Consider the following 16,948-nt stretch of genomic DNA (forward strand, 5'->3'; position numbering starts at 1 on the left):
GTCGGTGTGGGTGTCCTTCAAGGGGCACCGCCCCCGGCGCCGCCGTCCGTGGCCCCGCCGTCGTCCGTGCCGGTGCCCGGGTCCGTGGCCGGGTCCGACGGCTGCGTCTGGGTCTCGGTCCCCGGGTCCGTCGGCTGCTCCTGGGAGGTCTGCGGATCCGTCGGCTCGTCGGTCGGGTCGCTGCTGGCCGTGTCGGACTGGGTGTACGACGGCGTGGGCGACGAGGGCTGCCAGTTCCCGCCGCTGCCGTTGTCCGAATTGTCGTCCGTGGACGTGTCGGTGGGCTCGTCGGTGGGCTCGTCGGTCGGGCTCTCGGCCTTCTTCGTCTCCTTGGAGGAGTGCGAGCTGGTCGGCGACGTCTTGGTGCCCGGATCGTCGGTGTTGGTCCCCTTGTGCTGAAGCGCCAGTGCCACGCCCGCCGCGATGGCGATCACCGCGAGCACGGCGAGGATCCACAGCTTGCCGCGGCCGCTGCCCTTGTTGCCGTGCCCCTCGAAGCCGCCGTCGTCGCCGTTGCCGTACCCGGCGGGCAGGATCGTCTGCGGGATCTGTGTGGTGCCCGAGGCGTCCGCGGGGTGCGGCATGACGGTCGTCCCGGCGAAACCGGCCGCCGGGGTGTGCCGGCCGTCGTGCGTGTCCACCGGGCCGGTGTTCCAGGTGCCGGTGTGGCCGCCCTGGTCGTACAGCATCTGGAGCGCGTACTGGACCAGCCCGCGCATCTCCTCGGCCGTCTGGAAGCGGTCGTCCGGCTCCTTGGCGAGGGAGCGCATGACGAGGCCGTCCAGCTCCGGCGGGCAGGTCCCCTCCGAGGTCTGCGACGGCGGCACCGGAATGTCCTGGACGTGCTGGTAGACCACCGACAGCGGGGTCTCACCCGTGAACGGGGGCCGCAGCGCGAGGAGTTCGTACAGCAGACAGCCCGTCGCGTACAGGTCGGAGCGGTGGTCGACGGCCTTGCCGAGCGCCTGCTCCGGGGAGAGGTACTGCGGGGTGCCCATGACCATGCCGGTCTGCGTCATCGTCGTGGACGCGCCGTGCAGGGCGCGGGCGATGCCGAAGTCCATCACCTTGACGGCGCCGTTGTCGGTGATGATGACGTTGGCGGGCTTGATGTCGCGGTGCACGATGCCGTGCTGGTGCGAGTAGGCCAGCGCCTCCAGGACGCCGGAGACGATGATCAGGGCCTGCTCGGGGCCCGGCGCTTCCGCGTTGAGCAGCAGGTCGCGGATGGTGCGGCCCTCGACCAGCTCCATCACGATGTACGGCACGGACTGGCCGCCCACGAAGTCTTCACCGGAGTCGTACACGGCGACGATCGCGTGGTGGTTGAGCCCGGCCACCGACTGTGCCTCGCGGGTGAAGCGGGCCTTGGACACCGGGTCCTCGGCCAGGTCCGCGCGCAGCAGCTTCACGGCGACCGTCCGGCCCAGGCGGACGTCCTCGGCCGCGAACACCTCGGCCATGCCGCCCCGGCCGAGCCGGTGGGTCAGCCGGTACCGGCCGTCGCCGACGAGCCCTCCGTTGCCCCACATCTCCGGCGTCTCTGACATGCCGCCGCCAGACGCCTCGGGGTCGGACGGGCCCTGGGCGCTGTGCGTCTGTGCCATCGGTCCTCGCCGTCGTTTCTGCCCGCGGTGCGCGCGGTGTTGTTACGGTCTCCGTCGGCCACGCTACAGCCTCCGCGCAAGCCTCCGGTCCGGGATCGGATCCGGGACCGGCCCGAGACGGACCGGCCATGAAACCTCTAGCACGCGCTGTCGTGCAAATTCTGTGTACCGGAGGTACGCCCGCTGTAACGCTTCCGCGACGCTTCTTTCGCTTACGGTCACGGATCGGGCACCGAGCTTGACGTGTCACCGCCCTGGGGCAGACTTGGCCGGGAATAGCACATTGGATCACCGGCTTCGGGTCACCGGCTGCACGGTCACCGGCGCCTATGGGGGACGCAGAACATGAGCCAGGACGGCGCTCAGGGCCGGTACGCGGGGCGGTCTCTCGCCGCCGGCCGCTACCAGCTGCGCGACTTGCTCGGCGAAGGCGGCATGGCCTCGGTGCACCTGGCGTACGACACCGTGCTGGACCGCCAGGTCGCCATCAAGACACTGCACACCGAACTCGGCCGGGAACAGGCCTTCCGCGAGCGCTTCCGCCGCGAGGCCCAGGCAGTGGCCAAGCTCACGCACACCAACATCGTCTCGGTCTTCGACACGGGCGAGGACTCCCTCGACGGGATGACCACGCCGTACATCGTCATGGAGTTCGTCGAGGGCCGCCCGCTGGGCTCGGTCCTCGACGAGGACGTCCGGCAGTACGGCGCGATGCCCGCCGACAAGGCGCTGAAGATCACCGCCGATGTGCTGGCCGCGCTGGAGATCAGCCACGAGATGAGCCTGGTCCACCGGGACATCAAGCCGGGCAACGTGATGATGACCAAGCGCGGTGTCGTCAAGGTCATGGACTTCGGCATCGCCCGCGCGATGCAGTCCGGGGTCACCTCGATGACGCAGACCGGCATGGTCGTCGGCACCCCGCAGTACCTGTCGCCGGAGCAGGCGCTCGGCCGTGGGGTGGACGCCCGCTCCGACCTGTACTCGGTCGGCATCATGCTGTTCCAGCTGGTCACCGGGAGGCTGCCGTTCGAGGCGGACTCGCCGCTGGCGATCGCGTACGCGCATGTGCAGGAGGAGCCGGTGGTGCCCTCCTCGATCAACCGTTCCCTGCCGCCCGCGGTGGACGCGCTGATCACCCGTGCGCTGAAGAAGAACCCGAACGAGCGCTTCCCGACCGCCGAGTCCATGCGTGACGAGTGCCTGCGCGTCGCCGCCTCCCTCCAGACGGCCGCGCCGAGCATCGTGCCCGGCGCCGGCCCGACGCAGAGCGGCGCGGGCGTCGGCTCCGCGGTGTTCCCGCCGGTCGACCAGGCCACCCCGGCACCCACCGGGCCCGTGCAGACGCCGTACCAGCCTGTCCCGGCGCCGGCTCCGTACGGCGCCCCGTCCTACGGCTACCCCCAGCAGGGCGGCTACCAGACGGCGCCGATGGGCTACGGGCAGCAGGCGCCCGGCACCCCGCCGCCGTACAACATCACGCCCCAGACCTCCGTCCAGTCCTCCGGGCCGGGCGGCGGCAAGGGCAACCGACCGGTGATCATCGGCTCGATCGCGGTGTCCCTGGTCGCGGTCGTCGGCCTCATCGTGGCACTGGTGATGAACACCGGCGGCAGCGACGACGACGCCAAGGGCGGGGGCTCCAGCACCTCGGCCTCGCCTTCCGACGCGGTGGGTCACCGCGGACCGGACACGTCGAAGACGGTCGAGACGACCGAGTGCACGGAGCCGGAGGAGTCCTACAACGACCCGAAAAAGATCCAGGTCCCGGACTTCAAGTTCAAGTACATCAAGTCGGTCAAGGCGTGCTTCCAGGCCGCCGGCTGGCAGATGAAGGAAGTCAAGGTCGACGAGAACACCTACGGCGAGGGCGCGGTCATGGGGCAGTTCCCCACCGCCGGCACGGACGTCTCCCCGAAGGACATGCCGACGATCGAGATCAGGGTCTCCACCGGCAACCCGGCGACCGGCTGAGCCGCCATGCGCATCGGAAAGGGCCCGGCCTCCTGGCCGGGCCCTTCGTGCTGAGGCCGTCTACGGCTGCGGCCCTCTATGGCTGAGGCCGTCTCGCTACGGCCGTCTACACTGCGGCGCTCTACGCTGCGGTCGTCTACAGATACGGGCCACCCGAGCGGCCGCCCGCACGGGGATCGTCGGCGCCTTCCTGGCTCATGCCCGGCGGCAGGGCGCGGCGCATCTGCTCCAGCTGGGCCCGCGCGGCCATCTGCTGGGCGAACAGGGTCGTCTGGATACCGTGGAAGAGTCCCTCCAGCCAGCCCACCAACTGGGCCTGCGCGATCCGCAGTTCCGCGTCGCTGGGGGTCACCTCGTCGGTGAACGGCAGGGAGAGCCGCTCCAGCTCCTCGACGAGCTCCGGCGCCAGGCCGTCCTCCAGCTCCTTCACCGAGCTCGCGTGGATCTCCTTGAGCCGGACCCGGCTGGCCTCGTCCAGAGGCGCCACCCGGACCTCCTCCAGCAGCTGCTTGATCATGCTGCCGATCCGCATGACCTTGGCGGGCTGCTCCACCTGCTCCGTCACCGGGATCTCACGGGAGCCCTCGTCCCCACCGCCACCGAGCGCCGTCCCGTCCTGGCCCACGACCAGGATCTGCGGGTTCTCCGGCGACCTATCGTTCCTCGGCATCTCCATGCCGCCATTCTCTCGCACGTGTACACCTCATCACCGTCGTGCCCCCCGACGCCGCTGATCCACCTTTTCGACCCGCCTCGGGCCCCCCTTAGACCCTCCGGAGTAATCCGGAATGCCTGGTTGAGAGGTGAATGTGAGGCTTGTCGGCGACGGTCTTGCCGACTGGGCTCGGGAGGTCACCGACGTGACTCCATGGCTGCGCTTCACACTTCGCGTGGCACCGCTGCCGCTTCTCCTCGCGGCGGTCGTGCTGCCGTACGGCGCCACCGCGTCGTACGGCGCCCAGCCCACGCCCTCGGGCTCCGCCACGCACTCCCCCGCCCCCGGCCGCTCCTCCTCGCCCTCCGCCAGTCCCTCCCGGGCCGGCAGCCGGGCCGGTGAAGGGCGCCGGCGGCCCGGGCGGCTGGAGGAGCCCGCCGCGCGGATCGAGGGGGACGACGACACCGCCCCCGCCCAGGACGCGGATCCACAGGACGTGGACCCGCAGGACGAGGCGGAGGAGGCACAGGAGCCGCAGGACGGCGGCACGGAGCCCCCCGCCGTCTCCGAGTCGCCGGGGCAGGCGGTACCGGTCCCCTCCGCGCCGCCGCAGGACCAGGACCGGACCGTCGCCCGGGGCCGCGAGGACGCCGCCGAGCCCTTCGTGCGGATCCTGCCGCTGGGCAGCGGCCTCATCCTCGTCGGGCTGGGCCTGGGGCTCGCGTTCGTGGGACTGCGGGTGCGGCGCGGTTAGTCAGGCACCCGTACCCGTACCAGAGCCTGTCCTAGCTCCGCTCGGGCACCGTCAGCAGCACCTTGCCGATGTGACCGCTCTCCTCCACCACCCGGTGGGCCTCGGCCGCCTCGGGCATCGGCAGCTCGCGGTCGATGACCGGCCGGACGTGGCCGCCGTCGAGCAGTGGCCAGACGTGCTCGCGTACGGCCGCGACGATGGCCGCCTTCTCGCCGAGCGGACGGGCGCGCAGCGAGGTCGCGCTGATCGCGGCCCGCTTGGTGAGCAGCGCGCCCAGGTTCAACTCCCCCTTGACTCCGCCCTGGAGGCCGATGACGGCGATCCTGCCGTTGACGGCGAGGGCCCTGACGTTGCGGTCCAGGTACTTGGCGCCCATGTTGTCGAGGATGACGTCGGCACCCGCGCCGCCCGTGGCCTCCTTGACCTCGGCGACGAAGTCCTGCTCCCGGTAGTTGATCAGGATGTCGGCGCCCAGTTCGGCGCAGAAGTCCAGTTTCTCCTTGGTGCCGGCCGTGACGGCGACCTTGGCGCCGACCGCCTTGGCGAGCTGGATCGCCATCGTGCCGATGCCACTGGAACCGCCGTGCACGAGCAGCGTCTCACCGGGGCGCAGATGGGCGACCATGAAGACGTTGGACCAGACGGTGCAGACCACCTCGGGCAGCCCCGCCGCCTGCTTCAGGCCGACGCCCTTGGGCACGGGCAGCAGCTGCCCGGCCGGGACGGCGACCTTCTCGGCGTAGCCGCCGCCCGAGAGCAGCGCGCACACCTCGTCACCGACCGACCAGCCGGCCACACCGGGCCCCAGCGCGGCGATCCGGCCGGAGCACTCGAGGCCCGGGTACACGGACGCACCGGGGGGCGGGTCGTAGAAGCCCTGCCGTTGCATGATGTCGGCACGGTTGACGGCGCCGGCCACCACCTCGACCAGCACTTCGCCTTCCCCGGGCACCGGATCGGGGACCTCGTCCCAGACCAGCGCCTCGGGTCCACCGGGTTCGGGAATCGTGATCGCATACATGGCGGCGACGCTACTCCTCGCCGGGAGCCGAGCGGTCGAGGGCCACCCGGTCGTGGCCGGCCCGGTCCCGGGGTTTCACGTGAAACACACCCCGATCCCGGCGGCCGCCCATGGCAGGTCGAGCAGCTCGGCCTCCTGCCCCTGACGGGCACCGCCCGGCGGTACGACCGCGAGCGCGTCGGCGGCGGCGATGCCGCGCAGCATCGCCGGGCCGTTGTAGTGCAGCGGCACGGCGTGATCGCCGCGCAGCACGACGGGGATGAGCCGGGTGTCGTGCGGATGCCCGTGCACCGCGTCCTTCAACGGCAGCGTGTACGGCTCGGGGGCCGGGCGGGCGGCGAGGGTCCGCAGCAGGGGCTCGGCGAGCGTGAGCAGACCGGAGACGGCCGCGAGGGGGTTGCCGGGCAGGCCGACGAGGTGCTGCCCTTCCTTGGTGCGGGCCAGCAGCATGGGGTGGCCGGGGCGCACCTTGACGCCGTCGACGAGGAGTTCGGCACCGATGCGGCGCAGGATGGGGTGGACGTGGTCGACGGGGCCGGAGGCGGTGCCGCCGGTGGTGACGATGAGATCGGCGTCGGACGAGGTGACGGCCTTGTGCAGGGCCTTGGCGTCGTCGCCGAGTCGGCGCACCCGGGTGACCTCGGCGCCCAGGGCGCGCAGCCAGGGCGGCAGCATCGGGCCGAGCGCGTCACGGATGAGCCCGTCGTGCGGGAGGCCCTCGGTGAGCAACTCGTCGCCGAGGACCAGGACTTCCGCCCGGGGACGGGGGACCGCGGTGACCGTGTCGTATCCGGCGGCGGCCGCGAGCCCCAGGACGGCGGGGGTGACCAGGGTGCCGACGGGCAGCAGCTGGTCTCCGCTGCGGCATTCCTGGCCGCGCGGGCGGATGTCCTGGCCGTGGACGGTGTCGCGGGTGGGGTGCAGTCGGCCCTTGCCGTCGGTGCGGCCGTGCTCGCTGCGCAGGACGGCGGTGGTGTCCGGCGGGATGCGGGCACCGGTGGCGATCCGTACCGCCTCTCCGTCCGTCAGCGGCTCGGCAGGGCCGTGACCGGCCAGGACGCCCTCCTCCCGGACGTCCCAGGGGCCCGGGCCCGCCACGGCCCAGCCGTCCATCGCGGAGGTGTCGAAGGAGGGGAGGTCGGTGAGGGCGTCGAGGGGGGCGGCGAGGGCGAGGCCCAGGGCGTCCCCGAGGGAGACGGCGACCGGGGCACGGCGGGCACCGGCCCGGGCCGCGCGGGCGGCGGTCTCGCGCGCCTGGGGCCAGGGGGAGGCCTTGTGGTGCCGGTCGTCGCAGGCGTGCCCCGCCTCGGCGGCGGGCGCGGGGACCTGGCCGCCGCGGGTGGGGCCGCCTGCGGCGGGGCCGTTGTCTTCGCGGGGTTCCCTCACGAGGGCGAGCGCCTCCTCGACGTCGAGGTCGTCCGTTTCCTCGGCGTGCTCGGCGTACCCGCCGGTCCGGGTGGCGCGGGCGGTCATCCGGCGTCCGGACCCGGGGCGGGCTGGGCGGGGTTGCTCTCTTCCTCCCAGCGCAGGGCCAGTGCCGCGGCCTTCCGGGCGGCCTCGGCGACCGCCTCGGGGCCGCCCTTGCCCTGGGCCGCGGCATAGCCGACGAGGAAGGTGGTCAGCGGTGCGGCGGGCCTGGCCACGCCGTGCGCGGCATCACGGGCGAGGTCGAGCAGGACGCCGGTGTCGACGTCCAGGTCGATGCCCAGCTCGTCCTTGACTGCGGAGATCCATTCATCCAACACGTGCCCATGCTCCCTGATCCGTGCCCTGGCGGCGGCGATGTCGTCCCAGGTGTCGCAGTCGAAGGAGGCGACGGGGTCCGGGACGCGGGTGAGGTCCAGCGCGCCGGTCAGCCGGCGCAGGGGCAGCCCGGTGAGGCCGCCGTGGGCGTCGGTGAGCGTCGTCAGCTCACGGCGCAGCGCGGCCGTGCGGTACGCGGCCACCAGCGGCTGGTCGCGTCCGTCCGCGTCGGTGAGCAGCACGCCTTCGGCGGCGGTGGTGCGCAGCGCCGCCAGCAGCCGCCCCACGGTGGCCGCTTCGAGGAACGGCAGGTCGGCGGAGAGCAGGACCAGGTGCTCCGCCGTGGTGTGCCGCAGCCCGGCGTCGAGCGCGGCGACCGGCCCGGCGCCCGGGGGTTCCTCGCGGGCCCACCGCACCGGGCGGGCGGTGGCGCGGGGGTCGGCCACGACGACGGTCGTGGCCGCGTCGGCGCAGGCCGCGAGCACCCGGTCGAGCAGTGGGCGTCCCCCGACCCGCAGGCCGGGCTTGTCGGCCCCGCCGAGCCGCCGGGCGGCGCCGCCGGCCAGCACGACGGCGTCGTACGGCAGGGCGGGTCCGGCGGCCGGGAGGTTGTCGGTCACCCTCCGAGTATGTCCTGTGTGTCCTTTCTTCCGGACATCGCGGATGTCACAGGGTGCGCAGCAGTACCGCCGGCTGTTCCACGCAGTCCGCCACGTACCGCAGGAAGCCGCCCGCCGTGCCGCCGTCGCACACCCGGTGGTCGAAGGTGAGCGACAGCTGGACGACCTGGCGTACGGCCAGCTCGCCCTCGTGCACCCAGGGTTTGGGCACGATGCGGCCTACGCCGAGCATGGCCGCCTCGGGGTGGTTGATGATCGGGGTGGAGCCGTCGACGCCGAACACCCCGTAGTTGTTCAACGTGAAGGTGCCGCCGGTGAGTTCCCCGGGCGTCAGCGTCCCGGACCGGGCGGCATCGGTCAGCCGGGCGAACTCGGCGCCGAGGGATTCGGCGTCGCGCGCGTGGGCGTCCCGGACGACCGGTACGACCAGGCCGCGTTCGGTCTGCGCGGCGAACCCGAGGTGGACGTGGTCGAGTCGGACGAGTTCGCGGGCGTCGGTGTCGACGTAGGAGTTCAGCTCGGGGTACCGGGCGAGGGCCGCGGTGCAGATACGGGCGAGCAGTGCGAGCAGGGAGATCTTCGGTCCCGTGCCCGCGTTCATCGCGGCCCGCGCGCGCATGAGCTCGGTGGCGTCGGCGTCGACCCAGCAGGTGGCGTCCGGGATCTCCCGCCGGCTGCGGGAGAGCTTGTCGGCGACGGCACCGCGGACGCCCTTGAGGGGGGTGCGGACGCCGTTGCGGACGGCGGAGGCCGGGGCAGGGGCGGGGGCTTCCTCCGCCACGGGGGCGGGGGCGGCCTTGGTCCGCAGGGCGTTCTCGACATCGGCCCGCAGGATCAGCCCGTCGGGACCGGACCCGCACAGCTGCCGCAGGTCGAGGCCGTTGTCCCGGGCCAGCCGGCGCACCAACGGCGAGATCACGGGGACCGGGCCGTCGACGGGCGCGGTGGCGGATGGCACGGGGGCGGACGGCGCCGGAGCGGGGGCCGTGGCCTTCCCGTCGGCGGCGGCCGACCGCACCCTCCGGCGCCGCGCCGGTGCTTCCGAGGTGCCGTAACCGACCAGGACGTTGCCCGAACCCTCGGTGTTCCCGCCGTCCGCCGGCGGCCCCACCGCCACCGTCAACAGCGGCGCTCCCACCGGCAGTTCCGTGCCCTCCTCGCCGAAGCGGGCGGTGACCACGCCGCCGTACGGGCAGGGGACCTCCACCATCGCCTTGGCCGTCTCGACCTCGACGACCGGCTGGTCGATGGCTACGAGGTCTCCGACCTCGACCAGCCAGCGGACGATCTCTGCCTCGGTCAGCCCCTCCCCGAGGTCGGGGAGCCTGAACTCCAGGCTGTGCATATGAGAAGCGTGTGCCATCAGCCCTCGGCCTCCCACTGAAGACGCGCCACGGCGTCCAGGATCCGGTCGACGCCGGGCAGGTGGTGCCGCTCCAGCATCGGCGGCGGGTAGGGGATGTCGAACCCGGCCACGCGCAGCACCGGCGCCTCCAGATGGTGGAAACAGCGCTCCGTGACACGGGCCGCGATCTCACCGCCCGGTCCGCCGAACCCGCCCGACTCGTGCACGACGACCGCGCGCCCGGTGCGCCGCACCGACGCGGCGACCGTCTCGTCGTCGAACGGCACCAGGGAGCGCAGGTCGACGACTTCGAGGTCCCAGCCCTCGGCCCGTGCCGCCTCGGCGGCCTCGAGGCAGACGGGTACGGACGGCCCGTAGGTGATGAGCGTGGCACTGCGGCCCGTGCGCCGCACCACCGCACGGCCTATCGGCTCAACGGTCCCCGGGTCCTCCGGGTTCCAGGAGTCCTTGGACCAGTACAGCCGCTTGGGCTCGAGGAAGACGACCGGGTCGTCCGAGGCGATGGCCGCGCGCAGCAGTCCGTAGGCGTCGGCGACGGTGGCGGGCGTGACGACATGGAGCCCCGGAGTCGCCATGTAGTACGCCTCGGAGGAGTCGCTGTGGTGCTCGACACCGCCGATGCCGCCGCCGTAGGGGACACGGACGGTGATCGGCAGGGGCATCCGGCCGCGGGTGCGGTTGCGCATCCGCGAGACATGGCTGATCAGCTGTTCGAAGGCGGGGTAGGCGAAGGCGTCGAACTGCATCTCCACGACCGGGCGCAGCCCGTACATGGCCATACCGACGGCCGTGCCGAGGATGCCCGCCTCGGCCAGCGGGGTGTCCGTGCAGCGGTCCTCGCCGAACTCCTTGGCGAGCCCGTCGGTGACCCGGAAGACCCCGCCGAGGGTGCCGACGTCCTCGCCCATGACGTGCACGGCGGGGTCGGCGGCCATCGCGTCGCGCAGCGCGCGCGTGAGGGCCTGTGCCATGGTGGCGGGCTTGACGGCGACGGTGGTCATCGATGACCGCCTTCCTGCTCGGCCTCCAGCTCGGCCCGCAGCAGGTCGCGCTGCTCCCGCAGTTGCGGGGTGGGCTCGGCGTACACGTGGGCGAAGAGGTCCATGGGGTCGAGTTCCGCGTCCCGGTTCATGCGTTCGCGCAGGTCGGCGGCCATCGCCTCGGCGTCCTCGCGCGCGGCGCGTACGCCGTCCCCGTCGAGGAGGCCACGTTCGGTCAGTTCGCGTTCCAGCAGCTGTACGGGGTCGTGTCCGCGCCAGGTCTCCACTTCGGCGTCGCCGCGGTAGCGGGTGGCGTCGTCGGCGTTGGTGTGGGCGTCGATGCGGTACGTCACCGCCTCGACCAGGGTGGGGCCGCCGCCCGCGCGCGCGTGGCGTACGGCGTCGCTGAGGACCTCGTGCACGGCGGCCGCGTCGTTGCCGTCCACCAGGCGGCCCGGCATGCCGTACCCGACGGCCTTGTGGGCCAGGGAGGGGGCGGCGGTCTGCTTGGCGAGCGGGACGGAGATGGCGAAGCCGTTGTTCTGGACCAGGAAGACGACCGGGGCCTGCCAGACGGCTGCGAAGTTCAGCGCCTCGTGGAAGTCGCCCTCGCTGGTGCCGCCGTCGCCGACCAGGGCGAGCGCGACCACGTCGTCGCCCTTGAGGCGGGCGGCGTGGGCGAGGCCGACGGCGTGCGGGAGCTGGGTGGCGAGCGGTGTGCTCAGCGGGGCGACACGGTGCTCGTAGGGGTCGTAGCCGGTGTGCCAGTCACCGCGCAGCAGGGTGAGCGCCTCGACGGGGTCCACGCCGCGGGCCACGGCGGCGAGCGTGTCGCGGTAGCTGGGGAAGAGCCAGTCCTGTTCCGCGAGGGCGAGCGCGGCGGCGACCTCGCAGGCCTCCTGGCCGGTGCTGGAGGGGTAGACGGCGAGCCGGCCCTGCTTGGTGAGCGCGGTGGCCTGCGTGTTGTACCGGCGGCCGCGCACCAGGTGGGCGTAGAGCCGGCGCAGCAGCTCCGGGTCGGCCTCGGCGGCCGCCTCGGTGCCGAGGACGCGGTACGGCTGGGGGTCGGGCAGCAACGGCGCGGGGTCGGTACGGGGCTGCCAAGCGGGCGGCGGCGATGGCCGGTACGCGTCCCGCTGCTCCATGACCGTCATGACGGCACCTCCTCGTGGGAGCGGCTACGGGAGGCGTGTCGTCAGTGACCCGCCTCACCTACCGATTGTTCGGTCGTCGACACATTTTGGCTACGGGGCCCCCGAGGCTGTGGACAAACGGTTCTCCACACCCTGGAATGAACGCAGGTCGTCCACGGCGGGAAGGCGGGGGGACATGGCATCTGAACAAATGGCCGAGAGCCCGGAGGCCGAGAGCCCGGAGTCCGGTGCCACTCTGCCACCGCCGCGTCCGCTGGACGCCATCGACCAGGACATCCTGCGGATGCTCCAGGCGGACGGCCGCGCGTCCATACGGTCGGTCGCCGAGCGGGTCCATGTCTCGCGCGCGAACGCCTACGCGCGCATCAACCGCCTCATCGAGGACGGTGTCATCCGGGGTTTCGGCGCCCGCGTCGACCACGAACGGGCGGGGCACGGCACCTCGGCCTACATCACCCTGAAGATCGTGCAGAACACCTGGCGCACCGTGCGCGAGCAGCTCAGACAGCTGCCGGGCGCCTCGCACATCGCTCTGGTGGGCGGCGACTTCGACGTCCTGCTGCTGGTGCACACGCCGGACAACAGGGCCCTGCGCGAGCTGGTGCTCACCCGGCTCCAGGCCATCCCGGAGGTGCTCAGCACCCGGACGCTGCTGGTGTTCGAGGAAGAGGACCTCGAACCGGAGTCCTGACCGCCCGGCCGGCCGTCAGGACGAGGGCGTCACCGCGATCGCGACCATCAGCCACAGCGCCGGAAGCAGCGCGAAGCCGAGTCCGGCGCCGGCGGCCAGTATGCGCGACGTGCGCAGGGACCGGCGGCGCGGCAGCAGCCAGGCGAGCGCGAGCAGGCCGCACGCCCAGTAGAGGACGCCGCCGAAGGCGCCGGTCTCGTGATGGGAACCGAACCACCGGTACTCCAGGGCGAGGAACGGCAGGCCGAGCAGCGAGGCCACGAGGGGCGCCTTCCACCAGGTCGCGTGACGGCGCGCAGCGGTTCGGATCATGTGCTCCACCCCATCGCCGACAGGCCCGGTGGGACATCCGCTGCGGTACTCATGCCCGCCACGCGCGCGTACTCACGCCGAAGCGTGCCCTCAGTCGGCCTGGCGCAGCCCCGAGAAGACCAGCCGTACCACCGCGTCGGCCACTTCGCGCTCGCCCATGCCGCGGCCGTCCGGCCGGTACCACTCCACGATCGAGTTGATCATGCCGAAGACCAGCCTGGTCGCCAGGCGCACCTCCACGTCGCCGCGCACCTCCCCGTCGTCGGCGGCCGCCTTCAGCAGGTCGGCCACCCGGTGGTCGAAGTCGCGCCGCCGCTCCAGCGCCCAGCGCTCGGTGGCGGTGTTCCCGCGCACGCGCAGCAGCAGCGTCACGTAGGGAAGCTCGGATATCAGTACCTCGACCATGCGCCGGACGACGTACTCCAGGCGGTCCGCGGCCCGCCCCACGCGCGCGCGGTCCTCGTCGAGGATTCCGAAGAGGCCGTCCAGCGCCCGGCTGACGGCGCGGCGCAGCAGCTCCTCCTTGCCGGTCACGTGGTGGTAGATCGACGACTTGGAGATGCCTGCGGCCTTGGACAGGTGCTCCATGGAGGTGCCGTCGTAGCCGCGCTCGTTGAAGACCCGCACGGCGACCGAGAGCAGGGTCTCGGGGGTGTAGGTGTCCCGCTTGGCGGTGGTCATCAGGCGCCCTCCCGCCTCTCGGTGGCGTACGCGTGCCGGTAGAGCGCGAGGGACGGGGCGTAGCGCCCGGAGGGGTCGCGCAGGTGCAGGTCGTCCAGGAGGTCGTAGGCCCAGCCGCGGCCGAGCCTGCGGCTCCACTCGAAGGGGCCGAGGGGGTAGTTGACGCCCAGGCACATCGCGGTGTCGATGTCCTCCTCGGTGGCCACGCCCTTGGCGACGGCGTCGTGCGCGAAGTCGACGATGCGGGCGACCGTACGGGCGACGATCATGCCGGGGGCGTCCCCGATGAGGCTGACGTCCTTGCCGAGCGCCTGGAAGAGGCCGGTGGCCTCCTGGAGGGTCTGCGGGGAGGTGTCCTGGGAGGCGGACAGGGCGATACGGGTGGCCCGGCGGTAGTCGAGGGCGAGGTCGAAGTAGACGACGTCGCGGAACTCCACGGAGGTCTGGCCGTCGGCGAGGACCAGCTGGCCGCCACTGGGCAGGACCAGGCGGGTGCCGTGGTCCTCCTCCTCTTCGCGGACCTGGATGCCCGCCTCGCGGATCAGCGGGAGCAGTTCGGCCGCCGGACCCAGGCCGCCCTCCGCGACGACGTAGGCGGGCGCCTGCGCCTTCTCCGCGGTGTGCGGCTCGGGACGGTCGCCGTCCTCGGCGTAGTCGTACCAGCCGCGGCCCGTCTTGCGGCCGAGGCGGCCGGACTCGACCAGCCGGCGCTGGGCGAGCGACGGCGTGAAGCGGACGTCCTGGAAGAAGGACCGCCACACGGAGTGCGTGACGGACTCGTTGACGTCCTGCCCGATGAGGTCGGTCAGTTCGAACGCTCCCATCCGGAAGCCGCCGCACTCGCGCAGGACGGCGTCGATGGTGGCCGGGTCGGCGGCCTGGGCCTCGTAGACGGCGAAGGCCTCGGCGTAGAAGGGCCGGGCTATGCGGTTGACGATGAAGCCCGGGGTGTCGGCGCAGGCCACCGGGGTCTTCCCCCAGGCGCGGGCGGTCTCGTACGCGCGCGTGGCCGAGGTGACGTCGGTGGCGAACCCGGAGACGACCTCGACCAGCGGCATCAGCGGGGCGGGGTTGAAGAAGTGCAGGCCCACGAACCGTCCGGCGCCCCGCAGTGCGCCGCCGATGGCGGTCACCGAAAGGGAGGAGGTGTTGGTGGCGAGCAGGCAGTCCTCGGCGACGATGTCCTCCAGCTCGCGGAAGAGCTCCTGCTTGACCTCCAGCCGCTCCAGGACGGCCTCGACCACCAGGGCGCAGTCGGCGAGCTCGGCCAGGCTCGCGGCCGGCCGGAGCCGGTCACGGGCGGCGTCCCGTTCGGCGCCGGTGAGCCGGTCCTTCGCCACGAGCCGGTCCAGCCGGGCGCCGATCGCGGCGGCCGCCTCCTGGGCGCGCCCGGGCACGGCGTCGTACAGCCGTACGGGATGGCCCGCGACCAGCGCGACCTGGGCGATGCCCTGGCCCATGGTGCCGGTGCCGACCACGGCCACGGGGCTGCTGAGGTCGAGTGCTGTCATGGGCGCGATCCTCCCGCACGGGGTTTTCCACAGATGCGGCGGACCCCCTTGTCCCGACCGATCGTTCGGTTACTCTAACTCTGTCCGGCTGTTCCTGCCCATGGTTCTGCTGTTTCTGCCCAGGTCATGAGCTCGACGGAGAGCTCTTGAGACGAGGAGTTGGTCCCGCATGGCCGCCGAACTGACCGCGCACGAGCTGATCGCCAAGCACCGGCCCACCCTCGACCAGGCGCTGGAGGCGATCCGCACACGCGCGTACTGGTCCCCGCACCCCGAGCACCCGAAGGCGTACGGCGAGAACGGCAGCCTGGACGCGGCCGCGGGCAAGGCCGCCTTCGACGCCCTCCTCGGCACCCGCCTCGACCTGGGCCAGCCCGGCACCGACGACTGGGTGGGCGGCGAGGTCTCCCCCTACGGCATCGAGCTCGGCGTCACCTACCCGCACGCGGACGTCGACACCCTGCTGCCCGCGATGCGGGCGGGGCAGGGCGCGTGGCGGGACGCGGGCGCGGAGACCCGGGCCGTGGTCTGCCTGGAGATCCTCAAGCGGATCAGCGACCGGACGCACGAGTTCGCGCACGCGGTCATGCACACCTCCGGCCAGGCGTTCATGATGGCGTTCCAGGCCGGCGGCCCGCACGCCCAGGACCGCGGCCTGGAGGCGGTGGCGTACGCCTACGCGGAGCAGGTGCGCACCCCCGACACCGCGGAGTGGACCAAGCCGCAGGGCAAGCGCGACCCGCTGGCCCTCGTCAAGCGCTTCACGCCGGTCCCGCGCGGGACCGCGCTGGTCATCGGCTGCAACACCTTCCCGACGTGGAACGGCTACCCGGGCCTGTTCGCCTCCCTGGCCACCGGCAACGCGGTGCTGGTCAAGCCCCACCCGCGCGCGGTGCTGCCGCTCGCCCTCACCGTCCAGACGGCCCGCCAGGTACTCGCCGAGGCCGGCTTCGACCCGAACCTGGTCGCCCTCGCCGCCGAGCGCCCCGGCGAGGGCATCGCCAAGACGCTGGCCACCCGCCCCGAGATCAGGATCATCGACTACACGGGCTCGACGGCGTTCGGTGACTGGCTGGAGGCCAACGCCCGCCAGGCGCAGGTGTACACGGAGAAGGCCGGCGTCAACACGGTGATCGTGGAGTCGACGGACGACTACAAGGCGATGCTCTCGAATCTGGCCTTCTCGCTGTCCCTGTACAGCGGCCAGATGTGCACCACCCCGCAGAACCTGCTCGTCCCCCGCGACGGCATCCGCACCGACCAGGGTCCCAAGTCCTACGACGAGGTGGTCGCCGACCTCGCGCGTGCGGTCGACGGCCTGCTCGGGGACGACGCGCGCGCGAACGCCCTGCTCGGCGCGATCGTCAACCCGGACGTGAAGGCCCGCCTGGAGGCCGCGGCAGGACTCGGCGAGGTCGCGCTCGCCTCGCGCGAGGTCGCCAACCCGGAGTTCCCGGGCGCGGTCGTCCGCACCCCGGTGATCGTCAAGCTGGACGGCGCGCGGAAGTACTGGGACGGGGCGGATGACGAGGCCGCCTTCATGAACGAGTGCTTCGGCCCCGTCTCCTTCGCCGTCGCCGTCGACTCGGCCGCCGACGCGGTGGAACTGCTGCGGCGCACGGTCCGCGAGAAGGGCGCGATGACGGTCGGCGCCTACACCACCGACGCGCAGGTCGAGCAGGCGATCGAGGAGGCCTGCCTGGAGGAGGCCGCCCAGCTGTCGCTCAACCTCACCGGCGGGGTGTACGTGAACCAGACGGCCGCCTTCTCCGACTTCCACGGCTCCGGCGGCAACCCGGCGGCCAACGCGGCCCTGTGCGACGGCGCCTTCGTGGCGGGCCGCTTCCGGGTGGTGGAGGTCCGCCGGGAGGTCTAGGGC

15 protein-coding genes are annotated in these 16,948 nt (G+C 72.6%); 4 read left to right on the plus strand and 11 right to left on the minus strand.

The window, feature by feature from the left end; all coding sequences use genetic code 11:
- Positions 1-17: 17 nt before the first annotated feature.
- Positions 18-1,607 carry a protein kinase gene (locus ACFY01_RS22225; protein WP_390737437.1) on the minus strand — a complete coding sequence of 530 codons (1,590 nt, stop codon included), beginning with the start codon at positions 1,605-1,607 and terminating at the stop codon, positions 18-20.
- A gap of 345 nt (positions 1,608-1,952) precedes the next feature.
- On the opposite strand from ACFY01_RS22225, the gene ACFY01_RS22230 reads away from it, so the two are divergent.
- The gene (locus tag ACFY01_RS22230; RefSeq protein WP_390737438.1) at positions 1,953-3,581 is read left to right on the plus strand and encodes a protein kinase; all 1,629 of its coding nucleotides are present in this window, start codon (positions 1,953-1,955) and stop codon (positions 3,579-3,581) included.
- A gap of 136 nt (positions 3,582-3,717) precedes the next feature.
- Here the strand turns inward: ACFY01_RS22230 and ACFY01_RS22235 are convergent, their stop codons facing one another.
- Positions 3,718-4,257, minus strand: a complete 540-nt coding sequence (locus ACFY01_RS22235; protein WP_390737439.1) for a bacterial proteasome activator family protein — start codon at positions 4,255-4,257, stop codon at positions 3,718-3,720.
- Positions 4,258-4,390: 133 nt separating this feature from the next.
- Between ACFY01_RS22235 and ACFY01_RS22240 the strand changes: the two genes are divergently transcribed.
- A complete protein-coding gene (locus tag ACFY01_RS22240) occupies positions 4,391-4,990 on the plus strand; it encodes a hypothetical protein (protein ID WP_390737440.1) in 600 nt (199 codons plus the stop codon).
- A 31-nt stretch (positions 4,991-5,021) separates the two neighbouring features.
- On the opposite strand, the gene ACFY01_RS22245 is transcribed toward ACFY01_RS22240, so the two are convergent.
- From ACFY01_RS22245 to pdhA, 6 genes are all read right to left on the minus strand, one after another.
- Positions 5,022-6,011 carry an NAD(P)H-quinone oxidoreductase gene (locus tag ACFY01_RS22245; RefSeq protein WP_390737441.1) on the minus strand — a complete coding sequence of 330 codons (990 nt, stop codon included), beginning with the start codon at positions 6,009-6,011 and terminating at the stop codon, positions 5,022-5,024.
- A 75-nt stretch (positions 6,012-6,086) separates the two neighbouring features.
- Complete coding sequence (locus tag ACFY01_RS22250) at positions 6,087-7,484, minus strand: molybdopterin molybdotransferase MoeA (protein ID WP_390737442.1); 1,398 nt, start codon at positions 7,482-7,484, stop codon at positions 6,087-6,089.
- Positions 7,481-8,374, minus strand: coding sequence for an NTP transferase domain-containing protein (locus ACFY01_RS22255; protein WP_390737443.1), 894 nt, complete (start codon positions 8,372-8,374; stop codon positions 7,481-7,483). Before ACFY01_RS22255 ends, ACFY01_RS22250 begins: the two co-directional genes overlap by 4 nt.
- Before the next feature lie 46 nt (positions 8,375-8,420).
- Positions 8,421-9,719 (minus strand): dihydrolipoamide acetyltransferase family protein, encoded by a 1,299-nt coding sequence (locus tag ACFY01_RS22260; RefSeq protein WP_390737444.1) that lies wholly within the window; start codon positions 9,717-9,719, stop codon positions 8,421-8,423.
- A gap of 17 nt (positions 9,720-9,736) precedes the next feature.
- Positions 9,737-10,741 (minus strand): alpha-ketoacid dehydrogenase subunit beta, encoded by a 1,005-nt coding sequence (locus tag ACFY01_RS22265; protein ID WP_390737445.1) that lies wholly within the window; start codon positions 10,739-10,741, stop codon positions 9,737-9,739.
- Positions 10,738-11,874: a pyruvate dehydrogenase (acetyl-transferring) E1 component subunit alpha gene (gene pdhA, locus ACFY01_RS22270; RefSeq protein WP_390737446.1), complete on the minus strand. Its 1,137-nt coding sequence runs from the start codon at positions 11,872-11,874 to the stop codon at positions 10,738-10,740. Before pdhA ends, ACFY01_RS22265 begins: the two co-directional genes overlap by 4 nt.
- 175 nt (positions 11,875-12,049) lie before the next feature.
- On the opposite strand from pdhA, the gene ACFY01_RS22275 reads away from it, so the two are divergent.
- The gene (locus tag ACFY01_RS22275; RefSeq protein ID WP_390737447.1) at positions 12,050-12,565 is read left to right on the plus strand and encodes an Lrp/AsnC family transcriptional regulator; all 516 of its coding nucleotides are present in this window, start codon (positions 12,050-12,052) and stop codon (positions 12,563-12,565) included.
- 15 nt (positions 12,566-12,580) lie between these two features.
- On the opposite strand, the gene ACFY01_RS22280 is transcribed toward ACFY01_RS22275, so the two are convergent.
- From ACFY01_RS22280 to ACFY01_RS22290, 3 genes are all read right to left on the minus strand, one after another.
- Positions 12,581-12,877 carry an MYXO-CTERM sorting domain-containing protein gene (locus ACFY01_RS22280; protein WP_390737448.1) on the minus strand — a complete coding sequence of 99 codons (297 nt, stop codon included), beginning with the start codon at positions 12,875-12,877 and terminating at the stop codon, positions 12,581-12,583.
- Between the two features lie 90 nt (positions 12,878-12,967).
- The gene (locus tag ACFY01_RS22285; protein WP_390737449.1) at positions 12,968-13,558 is read right to left on the minus strand and encodes a TetR/AcrR family transcriptional regulator; all 591 of its coding nucleotides are present in this window, start codon (positions 13,556-13,558) and stop codon (positions 12,968-12,970) included.
- Positions 13,558-15,069 (minus strand): 3-hydroxyacyl-CoA dehydrogenase, encoded by a 1,512-nt coding sequence (locus ACFY01_RS22290; protein ID WP_390737450.1) that lies wholly within the window; start codon positions 15,067-15,069, stop codon positions 13,558-13,560. Before ACFY01_RS22290 ends, ACFY01_RS22285 begins: the two co-directional genes overlap by 1 nt.
- 169 nt (positions 15,070-15,238) lie before the next feature.
- Between ACFY01_RS22290 and paaN the strand changes: the two genes are divergently transcribed.
- Positions 15,239-16,945 carry a phenylacetic acid degradation protein PaaN gene (paaN, locus tag ACFY01_RS22295; protein WP_390737451.1) on the plus strand — a complete coding sequence of 569 codons (1,707 nt, stop codon included), beginning with the start codon at positions 15,239-15,241 and terminating at the stop codon, positions 16,943-16,945.
- The last annotated feature ends 3 nt before the right edge of the window (positions 16,946-16,948 follow it).

The organism is Streptomyces sp. NPDC001480 (assembly GCF_042894725.1).
Classification (GTDB): domain Bacteria; phylum Actinomycetota; class Actinomycetes; order Streptomycetales; family Streptomycetaceae; genus Streptomyces.

What these genes read in the sequence shown, in the direction of transcription:
- ACFY01_RS22235 (WP_390737439.1), bottom strand. Translation starts at nt 4,257, where the DNA reads ATGGAGATGCCGAGGAACGATAGGTCGCCGGAGAACCCGCAGATCCTG.
- ACFY01_RS22250 (WP_390737442.1), bottom strand. Translation starts at nt 7,484, where the DNA reads ATGACCGCCCGCGCCACCCGGACCGGCGGGTACGCCGAGCACGCCGAG.
- ACFY01_RS22290 (WP_390737450.1), bottom strand. Translation starts at nt 15,069, where the DNA reads ATGACAGCACTCGACCTCAGCAGCCCCGTGGCCGTGGTCGGCACCGGC.
- ACFY01_RS22260 (WP_390737444.1), bottom strand. Translation starts at nt 9,719, where the DNA reads ATGCACAGCCTGGAGTTCAGGCTCCCCGACCTCGGGGAGGGGCTGACC.
- pdhA (WP_390737446.1), bottom strand. Translation starts at nt 11,874, where the DNA reads ATGACGGTCATGGAGCAGCGGGACGCGTACCGGCCATCGCCGCCGCCC.
- ACFY01_RS22245 (WP_390737441.1), bottom strand. Translation starts at nt 6,011, where the DNA reads ATGTATGCGATCACGATTCCCGAACCCGGTGGACCCGAGGCGCTGGTC.
- ACFY01_RS22225 (WP_390737437.1), bottom strand. Translation starts at nt 1,607, where the DNA reads ATGGCACAGACGCACAGCGCCCAGGGCCCGTCCGACCCCGAGGCGTCT.
- ACFY01_RS22265 (WP_390737445.1), bottom strand. Translation starts at nt 10,741, where the DNA reads ATGACCACCGTCGCCGTCAAGCCCGCCACCATGGCACAGGCCCTCACG.
- ACFY01_RS22230 (WP_390737438.1), top strand. Translation starts at nt 1,953, where the DNA reads ATGAGCCAGGACGGCGCTCAGGGCCGGTACGCGGGGCGGTCTCTCGCC.
- ACFY01_RS22285 (WP_390737449.1), bottom strand. Translation starts at nt 13,558, where the DNA reads ATGACCACCGCCAAGCGGGACACCTACACCCCCGAGACCCTGCTCTCG.
- ACFY01_RS22275 (WP_390737447.1), top strand. Translation starts at nt 12,050, where the DNA reads ATGGCATCTGAACAAATGGCCGAGAGCCCGGAGGCCGAGAGCCCGGAG.
- ACFY01_RS22280 (WP_390737448.1), bottom strand. Translation starts at nt 12,877, where the DNA reads ATGATCCGAACCGCTGCGCGCCGTCACGCGACCTGGTGGAAGGCGCCC.
- paaN (WP_390737451.1), top strand. Translation starts at nt 15,239, where the DNA reads ATGGCCGCCGAACTGACCGCGCACGAGCTGATCGCCAAGCACCGGCCC.